This is a genomic window from Streptomyces prunicolor (assembly GCF_045162825.1).
GTDB lineage: Bacteria > Actinomycetota > Actinomycetes > Streptomycetales > Streptomycetaceae > Streptomyces > Streptomyces prunicolor.
In genome coordinates this window covers 8,544,819-8,554,753 of sequence record NZ_CP108676.1, presented here as the reverse complement: position 1 = coordinate 8,554,753, position 9,935 = coordinate 8,544,819, and the positions used below count along the sequence as shown (strand labels likewise).

Below are 9,935 nucleotides of genomic sequence, written 5' to 3'. Positions count from 1 at the left end.
CTCCCAGAAAGGACACGGAGTGAGCGACATTCCCGGCGGGCCCATGGCGAACCGGCCGGTCCACTTCATCTGGCTGCTCGACTGCTCGTACTCGATGCAGGGTGAGAAGATCGCCCGGCTCAACTACGCGATCAGAGAAGCGATTCCGGAGATGCGGTCGGTGGCGCACGACAACCCCGCGGCCCAACTGCTGCTGCGGACCGTCACGTTCTCCACCACTGCCCAGTGGCACCACCAAACCCCGGTCCCGGTCGACGACTTCACCTGGCAGGACGTCGAGGTGGACGGCATGACCAACCTCGGCGAGGCCCTGCACGTGGTCTCCCGCGAACTGCAGAGCCCGCCGATGCCGCAGCGCGCGCTGAAGCCGGTGCTGGCGCTGGTGTCGGACGGGGTGCCCACGGACGACTGGCGGGCGGGTCTGAAGGCCATCGACGCGACACCGTGGGGTCGTAAGGCGGTACGGGTCGCGATCGCGATCGGCACCGACGCGGACCGCAGTGTGCTCCAGGAGTTCCTGGGCAACCCCGAGTTGCAGCCGCTGGACGCCAACAGCCCCAAACAGCTTGCGGCGGCGATCCGTTGGGCGTCGACTGCGGCGGTGAAGGCAGCCTCGCAGCCGGTCGCGGGCGACTCGTCCGGCCTGAACATGACCAAGCAGCCGTACGCGCCGCCGGTCATCGACGACGACGATGACGACGACGTGTGGTGACGCTCGGGGTACGACGTTGGGAGACGCTGGCCGGGAGCGTGCAGGGCGTCGGGAAGAAGCGCAACCAGGACTGGTTCGCCTGTCAGGGCGCCGGTTCCGGCGAGGACCCGCTGCTGCTGGCGGTGGCCGACGGACACGGCTCGGCCGCCCACGCCCGCAGCGACCTCGGCGCGCGCTTCGCCGTGGACCGCTTCGTCGGCCGGGCCGAGCTGTTCGCCCGGGCCGCCCGCGACTGCCATGAACCGGGCCGCCTCGCCCGCCTGATGACCTACGCCCGCGACGACTTCCCGCGCGCCCTGGTCCAGGACTGGCGCGAGGAGGCCCTCGGCCACTGGTCCCGCCACCGCCCGATCGCCGACACGGGCACACCGGAACCGGACCAGAGCGAGAAACTCCTCCTCTACGGCACGACACTGATCGGCGCCGTCCTCACGCCGTGGCTGTTCGTGGCCTGGCAGATCGGCGACGGCGATCTCGCGGTGGTCGAGCACGACGGCACCCTGAGCCGGCCGCTGGCCCCCGCCGAGGAGGATCTCGGCGACGAGACGGAGTCGCTGTGCGGCCGGGAGGCGTGGAGCAAGGTGCGGATGCACTGGGCACCGGTGTTCGACCAGTCCCGCACCCCGCGCCTGGTGGTGCTGTCGACGGACGGCCTGTCGAAGAGCTTCGCCTCGGCCGACGGCTACCGGCAGTTCGTGGCGGGCCTGGACGGCCGGCTCGCGTCGGAGGGCAGCGAGGGCGTGCGCGAGGTGCTCCCCCACTGGCTGGAGCAGGCCTCGAAGTACTCGGGCGACGACACGACCCTGGCGGCGGCGCTGCGGCACGCGTCGACGGTGCCGGGCGACGGCCCACCGGACCTCCCGGACGTCTCACCGGCCGCCCCGCCCGACGCCCCGCCCATGGATACGGAACGGAACACGGAGACATAGATGAGCGGCATGCTCGACAGCGGCACGCGGCTGACCGCGCAGAACGGCGAAGAGATCCAGATCGTCGACATGCTGGGCGCGGGCGGCCAGGGCGAGGTGTACCGGGCCAAGACCCCGGGCGGGGACAAGGCCCTCAAGTGGTACTACCCGACCTGCGCGACCCCGGAACAGGACGCGATCGTACGGGAGTTGGTGGACCGGGACTTCGACGACGACCGGTTCCTGTGGCCCGAGGCGTATGTGCCCGCGTACAAGGGGTCGTTCGGGTACCTCATGGGGCTGCGCCCCGACCACTTCAAGGGGCTGCCCGCGCTGTTCCGGCGGCAACTGCGCACCACACCACGGGCGTTGCTGACGGCGTGCCTGTACACGGTGGAGGCGTACCAGGCGCTGCACTCACGGGGCATCGCCTACCGGGACATCTCCTGGGGCAACATCTTCTTCGACCCGGACACCGGTGACGTGCTGGTCTGCGACAACGACAACGCCGTGGTGGAGGGGGACGTCAGCGGCATCTCCGGGACGATGGAGTTCATGGCCCCGGAACTGGTCCGCGCCGAACCGGGCGCCCGCCCCGGCACCCAGTCCGACCTGCACTCCCTCGCCGTACTCCTGTTCATGCTCCTGATGAACCATCACCCGCTGAAAGGTAAACGGGAGTTGGGCATCCACTGCCTCGACGAGGCGGCGGAGCGCAAGCTGTACGGCAAGAGCCCGCTGTTCGTCTTCGACCCGGCCGACGATTCCAACGAGCCCGACCCGATGGAGCACGCGACCGTGCTGGCCACCTGGAGCGCGGCGGCCGGGAAGCTCCAGGACCTGTTCCGGCGCGGATTCACGGTCGGGCTGCACGATCCGGCGGCCCGCGTCCGCGAGTCGGAGTGGCGGGACGCGCTGCGGGCCGTACTGGACTCGGTCGTGGAGTGCGCCTCGTGCGGGCGGCAGAACATGACGGAGCCGGGCGAGAACCCGCCGCCCCGCGCCTGTTGGGGCTGCCGCACCCAACTCGTGCTGCCACCACGCCTGGTGGTGACCACTCCCCCGCCGCGCGCCGAGCACCATATCCGGCTGGGCCGGGCGGCCCGCGTACAGGCCCACCATCTGCGGCCGGAGCCGACCCGGCACGACTGCTCGGACGCGAGCCTGATCGCCGAACTGGTCGAACACCCCTCGAAACCCGGCCGGTTCGGCATCGCCAACCGCTCCCAGCAGACCTGGACGGGGACCCGCTCCGACGGCACCTCACAGCAGATCGGTGCCGGTCAGACGGTGCCGCTGCGGTCGGGGCTCGAACTGGACCTCGGGGGCGGGGCGCGGGCGGTGGTCAAGGCCAAGTGAGGTGCAGGGGTGCCCTGTTGGTACCGGGCGCCCCTACCGCTTCACAGGCCCAGCGCGTGCTTCAGCTGCTCGGCCAGGGCGAGCCCGCCGCTGCCGGCCCCGACGCCGAGGGTGATGGTCTCCAACGCGGCCCGGATACGGCCCCGGTTGGCGGCCCGGCCCTCCTCACCGGCCTGGACCAACTCGCCCTGGATGACCTGGGCTTGAGGGACGAGGGCCGGGTTCTCGCCGCGCATCCTGTCGACGAGTTGTTCGGCGATGCGCAGGACGGTCGCGGAGTCCGTTCCGTGGTTCTCGACGTGACCGTGGTCGCCGATGTGGCTGTTGGTGATGTTGCCGCCGTTGAAGTTGAACGTGCTCATTGTCCCGTCCCCGTCCGTGTTCAGGGTTGTGGTGCCCCGCCGCCGTGGCCCGAAGGCCCTTGGCCTTGTGGCCCGTTGTTGCTGACGTGGCCCTGGTTGCCCACGGCGCTGTTGTGGATGTCCCCGGAGATGTTGTAGGTCTGCGTGCTGATGTTGGCCTGTGCCTTGTCGAAGGAACTGGTGTCGACGTTGTGGGCCTTGAGGAACTTCTCGGTGGCGACGAGCACACCGCCCTGGAGCCTGAAGAGGAAGTCCTGCGAGTCGATGCGTTCCGCGTAACCCGCCTCGCTCCAGTCCCCGATCCGTTCGCGCAGGCTGTCGGTCGCACCGACGTCCTGAACGATGTGGTGGTCCAGGATCTCCCGCCGCCGGTCCGCCATGAAGTTCGCGCGGGTGCGCCGCACCCTGCGCAGCGCCCGCAACCGCCCGACGGCTCCCCGGAGTTCGGGCCAGGTACGCGAGTTGGCGTACCGGAGCAGGCTCCACCAGCGCTTGGAAGGGGTCACGGGCAAGCCGTCCACCACGCGGAAGCGCCCGCTCAGCGGCGGGATCGCGTACGCGGCGACCTCCCAGGTGAGGCTGGGCCCGCTGAGGATCGCCCGCAGGTACATGGAGACGATGATCTTCCCACCGTCGCCGACCCGCTCCAGGCACAGATGGGTCCGCATGCCCGCACCCGGGCTCTGCACGCCGGCCTGCACCAGTTGGCTGGGGATCTTCGGCAGCGGGCGCGCGGTGCGGTCGGGCAGCAGTTCCGGAAGCAGGTAGGCGTTGCTGCCGAGGACGTAGAGCCGGTTCTTGGTCCGCAGCCCGTCGAGCCCGGAGAGCGCCTCCATCTCCTTGGCCACATACGTGTGCAGCTCGACGGCGTCGAAGGGGCGGATGGTGAGCTTGCCGCCCTGCGGAGCGTCGGCCGGCTTGCTGACGTCGATCGGCTGCCAGACGACTTCCTTGATCTTTCTGCCGCTGCCGACGAACGGGTTGGTGAGGGCCGCCGCGTCGACGTACGGCAGCACGTTGGCCCGCTTGTTCGAGTGCTCCTGAAGCCAGGCCTCCGCCGCCGCGTCCACCGGTGGCGCCAGCTTCTCCACCTTGTCGGGGTTGCTGAACACCTCCTGCGCCGCCTCGCGGGCCTGGGCCTCCGCGCGGTGGACCAGCCACCAGGAGGCGCCGAGGACGATAACGGGTCCGTAGACGCCCACCAGGACGACCGAGCCGAGGCCGTTCGCGAGTCCCCAGACCGCCACCAGCAGCGAGGCGCCGAACGCCGCGCTGAGCCAGGCGAGTTGGCGGTCCAGGACCGCACGGCGAAGCAGGGCGGCGCGGGCGTGCCGGGCGAGCGCGACCAGGTTGATGCCGAGCGTGAGGCCCAGGGCGTGGAACCGGTCCCCGGTGAGCTCCTCGTCGACCTCGCGGGCGAACGCCTCGTCGAGATGCACCGACGCGCACAGCCGTCGGGTGACCCCGTCCTTGCGGTACTGCGGCAACGACGGTAGGACTCTCCCCGCCACGGTGACCTGCCCTTCCGTCCGAACTCGCGCACTTCACCCTAGGGACAACAAGCCTGTTTTGTCCCGGAGTTCGGCGAGTCGGCGGGAACGTCAGCCGCCCATGGCCTGTTGCCCCGGGTTCCGTCCGCTGGCCGCGAGGGCGCGGTCGAAGACGGGGGCGTCGTCCGGTACGGGTACCGGGTCGGCGAAGCCGTCGTACTGGCGGTAGAGCTCGCCGTGCTTCTCGACCACGGCGAGGACGAGTCGGGCCGCGCCGTCCGAGACGGCGTACCGCTGGCCGGTGGCGGTGGCGACGTCCCAGCCGTGCACCGCCAGCTCCTTGATGATCATCGAGGCGAGTTCGTCGGCCGGCATCTTCGCCATGCCGAGGTCGACCTCGCCCTCCCACACCGCCGGGTCGGCCCAGGCGGCGACGGCCCGGTCCAGCTGGGCGGCGTACGCCTGTGCCCAGTCCGGATCGGCGGTGAAGTCGCGCGCGGTCAGCTCCTCGGAGAGCTGCTTGCGCAGGGCGCGGTGCTCCATGCCGTGCGAGGTGTAGAGGACCCAGTGGTTGACCATCGCGCGGACGTCCCAGTCGGGGCAGTGCGTGCGGTCGTCGAGCTGGGCCGCGCCGACACCGCGCGCGACACGGGCCGCCTCGGCGGCGCATTCGATCATGTACGGGTGCAGGTCGTGGTTGCTCATGCCCTCCACGCTAGGGAGGACGCCGTCAGGACTCTTGAACAAACGCGACAGCCTCGTCGGCGAGCCGGACCAGCTCGTCGAACGGCAGCGAACCGGGCGCCCTGCGTTCGCGCGCGAACCCGTTCGCGAGCCGTTGCAGCAGGTCGTTGAGCGGTGTCGGTACGCCGTGCAACCGCCCCAGCAGCGCGATCTCGCCGTTGAGATAGTCGGCCTCGATGGTGCCGGTGCCCCGGTTCAGCGACTGCCAGGAGGAACCGCCGCCGCGCGGGGTGCCGTCGATCTCCACGAGCTGGATCTTGTCGCCGCGCGCCTCCTTCTCCTCCTCGGCGCTCGCGTAGGCGATACCGGCCGCGTCGAGCACGGCGGCGCCCTCGGCCCGTACGCGCCGGTAGAACGCCAGGTGGTCCTCGGTGTCGAGCACTTCGACAACCGCCTCAAGCGCGTTGCCGAGATTGCTGAGCAGCTTGGCGTACTGCCAGCGCGTCACGTCCGGTGCGACCGGTGCCTCGAACCTCGACTTCTCCAGGTCGGCGGCGATCAACCGGGCGGTCTCGTCCGTGCCGTGCGGATAGCGGCCGAGGTGCAGGATGCCGGTGAGCGGGGTGCCTTCGGCGGCGACCACACCCGGCTCGACGAAGGTCGCGGGCAGCCAGACGCAGACGCCGTAGACCCGTCGGAAGCGGCGCAGTGCCAGGCGTTGGCTCTCCACCCCGTTCTGCGCGCAGACGATGGGGAGTTGCTCGGCGGCCGTGCCGCCACCGGCGACCGGTGCCGGGCCCCAGGCCGCGAGCGCGGCCTCGCTGTCCTGTGTCTTGACGGCGAGCACGAGCACGTCGTCGGGCCTCAACTCGCCCAGTTCCGCGGGCTCTTCGACGACCGGCAGCCGGTACGTCGACTCCCCGTCCGGCACCTTGAGCCGCAGCCCGTGCTCGGCCAGCGCCGCCCGCTGCGTACCCCGGGCGACCAGGACGACCTCGCACCCGGCCCCGGCCAGCCGGCCGCCGATGGCCCCGCCGACCGCCCCTGCTCCGATGATGATGTAGCGCATGGGACGAGCCTCGCACAGCACCCGCGGACCGGCTCATCGGGTCCGGAGTCCGGTCAACTGCCGGTCATCTCCGCCAGTTTGACCACGGTGTTCCAGTTGCGGGTCGTGGCGATCAGGCCCTTGTTCAGCCGCGGCCGGGACAGTCCCACGGCGAGTTTGGAGCGGCCGAGGCCGTCGGGGGCGTAGAGGTACAGGGCGCGGTCGCCGAGGCGGAACTCCTCGGGGAGGTACGCGGACCGGTCCACCTCCGCGAAGCGGTCTTCGCCGGGCTCCGCCGAGTAGTAGGTGACGTGGAGTTGCTTGCCCTCCAACTCGGCGGCCGGGAAAGGGCAGTTGTCGGCGATCGCCTTGAGGTAGGCGTGGTCGCGGACGATGACGTCGACCGTGAAGCCGAACCGCTTCTCGATCGCCTGCGCGAGTTCGGCGGCGAGGGACTCCTCGTCACCGTGGCCGCTCGCGAACACGGCCTGGCCGCTCTGCAAGTAGGTGCGGACGTCGTCGTGTCCGAGGCCTTCGAGGAGCGTGCGCAGTTCGGCCATCGGGAGCTTCTTGTTGCCGCCCACGTTGATTCCGCGCAGGAGCGCCGCATACGTCGTCGTCATCCGCACACCATAAAGCGGCCTTCGTGCCCCGTGGGGGTGGGCACGACGGCCGCTCCATGTGGTGTGCGGGTGTGCGGAAACTCTGGCGGATGAGGTGGCTCCGGATCAACACCTTCAGGCGCACCTACCGACACCTGTGACTTGTTCAACAAGGTTTCGTAATAACAAAGCGGACCCCGGCCGACGCATCGGACACCCTGATCACCACCCCCGAGCCGCCTCGATAGATGTAAGGGGCCGCCGTCCTCCCCAGTGGCGAGGGCCCGCTGTCCGTGCGGAGGAGCCGGTCGTCCAATACCTCACCGGTCAGCACGAGGGGACGTTCTTATTCCGCGCATACCTTCGAACCATGAGGTGACGGCAGGGGGCTGTCACCGTGCACAAGGGGGCAAGCCCGTCATGGGGAACGGAGATTCGCGGGTACGGGGGCTCGCCGCCCGGGCCGGCGGCTGGAGCGCCCGGCACCGGTGGGCCGCGGTCGGCATCTGGCTGCTGTTCGTGGTGCTGGCGATGGGACTCGGTTCGGCGGCGGGCCGCGTCGACGTCGACGAGAGCGACCAGCTGAAGGGCGAGACACACACCGCCGCCACGATCATCGACGACGCCGGAATCAAGGAACCGGCCGGTGAGACCGTCCTGATCCAGTCGAAGGGCGCGTCGGTCACCTCCACCGACAGCGAGTTCCGTGCCACGGTCGCCGCCGTCGTCAAGGCCGTCGAGGGGACCGGCCGGGTCACGGACGTCACCTCGCCGTACGACACGAAGACCATCTCCAAGGACGGCCGGAGCGCGCTCGTCCAGTTCGACATGCGGGGCGACGCGGAGACCGCCGGTGACCGGGTGGAGCCGGTGCTGAAGGCCGTCGCCGGGGTGCAGGAGGACCATGGCTCGCTGCGGATCGAGGAGATCGGCGGCGCGAGCATGGCGAAGCAGTACAAGGACGCCTTCGGCAACGACTTCAAGAAGGCCGAGTACTCCGCCCTGCCCGTCGCCTTCGGCATCCTGCTGATCGCCTTCGGCGCGCTGGTGGCGGCGCTGCTGCCGGTGGCGCTGGCCATGACCGCGATCATCGCGACGATGGGCCTGATGGGCCTCGTCAGCCACGTCCAGCCGATGAGCGACACCGCCAACTCCGTGATGCTGCTTGTGGGGTTGGCCGTCGGCGTCGACTACTGCCTGTTCTATCTGCGCCGTGAACGCGAGGAGCGCGAGGCCGGCCGCGACGCCGGGGCCGCGCTGCGGATCGCCGCCGCGACCAGTGGCCGCGCCATCATCGTCTCCGGTGTCACGGTGTGCGTGGCGATGGCGGGCATGCTGTTCACCGGGCTCGCCGAGTTCGAGGCGATGGGCCTGGCCTCGCTGATGGTCGTCGCGGTCGCCATGGTCGGCTCGGTGACCGTACTGCCCGCGCTGCTCTCGCTGTTGGGCGAGCGGGTCGAGAAGGGCCGCATCCCGTTCCTGCGCCGACGCGGCCGCCGGGGCAACGGCCAGAGCCGGTTCTGGACCGCCGTCCTGCGCCGCGTGCTCGCCAAGCCCCTGGTCTCCGTCCTCGTGGCGACCGGCGCGCTGCTCGCGATCGCCGCTCCCGCGGTCGGCATGAAGACCGAGAACCTCACCCTGGACCAGGAGTTCGGCAACTCCCTGCCCATCGTGGGGACTTACGACCGCGTCAACGACGCCTTCCCCGGCGGTTCCGAGCCGGCCGAGGTGATCGTCAAGGCGAAGGACATCAACGCACCTGAGATGAAGCAGGCGTTGGCCGACTTCAAGGCACAGGCGGTCAGTTCGGGTGCCTCGCGCGGACCCGTCGACATCAAGTTGCACGACGCGCAGAACGTCGCCTTCGTCTACGTCCCGCTCGTCGGCGGCTCGGACCAGGACAAGGCCGCGAAGAGCCTGGAGAAACTGCGCGACGAGGTGCGCCCCGCCACCCTCGGCAAGGTCGAGGGCGTCCAGGCACCGATCACCGGACAGGTCGCGGGATCAAAGGACTTCAACGACCAGCTCCTCGGATCGGTCGTCCCGGTCTTCGCGTTCGTCGTGGTCTTCGCCTTCCTGCTGATGCTGCTCTCGTTCCGCTCGCTGACGGTCGCGATCACCTCGATCGTCCTCAACCTCCTTTCCGTGGGCTCCGCTTACGGCATCCTCGTCGCCGTCTTCCAACACGGCTGGGGCGCCTCACTGGTGGGCGCGGAGGGCGTCGGCGCGATCGTCACCTGGCTGCCGCTGTTCCTCTTCGTCATCCTGTTCGGCCTGTCGATGGACTACCACGTGTTCGTCGTCTCCCGTATCCGCGAGGCGCGGCTGCGCGGCCGTACGACACAGGACGCGATCCGGCACGGCGTGGTCACCACGGCGGGCGTCGTCACCAGCGCCGCGGTCATCATGGTCGCCGTCTTCGCGATCTTCGGCACGCTGTCCATGCAGTCCATGAAGCAGATGGGCGTCGGCCTCGCGGCGGCGGTCCTCATCGACGCGACGGTCATCCGGGGCGTCCTGCTCCCCGCGGTGATGGCCCTGCTCGGCGAGCGCAACTGGTACTTCCCGAAGTGGCTCCACCGCCTTCCCGACCTCACGCACGACGAGTCCCCGGAACCGATCACGCCCGCAGCGACAGGTGAGGGCGAGCGCGTGCGGGTGTAACTCCCGCCCACCGAAGGCCTGTTGGTGGCTTCCGGTACAGCAGAAGAGACATGAGCCCACCGGGTCCGGCCTGTCCGGACCTGGTGGGCTCACCTCGTCGGACCCG

The 9,935-nt window shown here is 70.0% G+C and carries 9 protein-coding genes; 4 read left to right on the top strand and 5 right to left on the bottom strand.

What is annotated here, in order from left to right; translation table 11 throughout:
* Positions 1-43 precede the first annotated feature (43 nt).
* Genes OG588_RS38910 through OG588_RS38900 form a run of 3 tightly spaced genes read left to right on the top strand, consistent with a single transcriptional unit; the run spans position 44 to position 2,979 of the window.
* Positions 44-712 (top strand): tellurium resistance protein, encoded by a 669-nt coding sequence (locus OG588_RS38910; protein ID WP_393031920.1) that lies wholly within the window; start codon positions 44-46, stop codon positions 710-712.
* Positions 706-1,641: a PP2C family serine/threonine-protein phosphatase gene (locus OG588_RS38905; protein WP_405951317.1), complete on the top strand. Its 936-nt coding sequence runs from the start codon at positions 706-708 to the stop codon at positions 1,639-1,641. Before OG588_RS38910 ends, OG588_RS38905 begins: the two co-directional genes overlap by 7 nt.
* The gene (locus OG588_RS38900) at positions 1,642-2,979 is read left to right on the top strand and encodes a protein kinase domain-containing protein (protein ID WP_405951316.1); all 1,338 of its coding nucleotides are present in this window, start codon (positions 1,642-1,644) and stop codon (positions 2,977-2,979) included.
* A 41-nt stretch (positions 2,980-3,020) separates the two neighbouring features.
* Here the strand turns inward: OG588_RS38900 and OG588_RS38895 are convergent, their stop codons facing one another.
* The 5 genes from OG588_RS38895 to OG588_RS38875 all read right to left on the bottom strand — a co-directional run bounded on the left by OG588_RS38895 (position 3,021) and on the right by OG588_RS38875 (position 7,186).
* On the bottom strand, positions 3,021-3,341 hold the full coding sequence (locus OG588_RS38895; protein WP_405951315.1) for a hypothetical protein: 321 nt from the start codon (positions 3,339-3,341) through the stop codon (positions 3,021-3,023).
* Between the two features lie 20 nt (positions 3,342-3,361).
* Entirely contained in the window at positions 3,362-4,852 is a 1,491-nt protein-coding gene (locus OG588_RS38890) for a hypothetical protein (protein WP_405951314.1), read from the bottom strand.
* A gap of 90 nt (positions 4,853-4,942) precedes the next feature.
* Positions 4,943-5,536, bottom strand: a complete 594-nt coding sequence (locus OG588_RS38885; RefSeq protein ID WP_398853538.1) for a TIGR03086 family metal-binding protein — start codon at positions 5,534-5,536, stop codon at positions 4,943-4,945.
* A 25-nt stretch (positions 5,537-5,561) separates the two neighbouring features.
* A complete protein-coding gene (locus OG588_RS38880; protein ID WP_405951313.1) occupies positions 5,562-6,584 on the bottom strand; it encodes a ketopantoate reductase family protein in 1,023 nt (340 codons plus the stop codon).
* 53 nt (positions 6,585-6,637) lie between these two features.
* Positions 6,638-7,186, bottom strand: a complete 549-nt coding sequence (locus OG588_RS38875; protein WP_393031044.1) for a DUF1697 domain-containing protein — start codon at positions 7,184-7,186, stop codon at positions 6,638-6,640.
* A gap of 399 nt (positions 7,187-7,585) precedes the next feature.
* Between OG588_RS38875 and OG588_RS38870 the strand changes: the two genes are divergently transcribed.
* Positions 7,586-9,829 (top strand): MMPL family transporter, encoded by a 2,244-nt coding sequence (locus OG588_RS38870; RefSeq protein WP_405951312.1) that lies wholly within the window; start codon positions 7,586-7,588, stop codon positions 9,827-9,829.
* Positions 9,830-9,935: the final 106 nt, after the last annotated feature.

Coding starts and splice junctions, on each gene's coding strand:
- OG588_RS38910 (WP_393031920.1), top strand. CDS start 44: ATGGCGAACCGGCCGGTCCACTTCATCTGGCTGCTCGACTGCTCGTAC.
- OG588_RS38900 (WP_405951316.1), top strand. CDS start 1,642: ATGAGCGGCATGCTCGACAGCGGCACGCGGCTGACCGCGCAGAACGGC.
- OG588_RS38895 (WP_405951315.1), bottom strand. CDS start 3,341: ATGAGCACGTTCAACTTCAACGGCGGCAACATCACCAACAGCCACATC.
- OG588_RS38885 (WP_398853538.1), bottom strand. CDS start 5,536: ATGAGCAACCACGACCTGCACCCGTACATGATCGAATGCGCCGCCGAG.
- OG588_RS38880 (WP_405951313.1), bottom strand. CDS start 6,584: ATGCGCTACATCATCATCGGAGCAGGGGCGGTCGGCGGGGCCATCGGC.
- OG588_RS38875 (WP_393031044.1), bottom strand. CDS start 7,186: ATGACGACGACGTATGCGGCGCTCCTGCGCGGAATCAACGTGGGCGGC.
- OG588_RS38870 (WP_405951312.1), top strand. CDS start 7,586: ATGGGGAACGGAGATTCGCGGGTACGGGGGCTCGCCGCCCGGGCCGGC.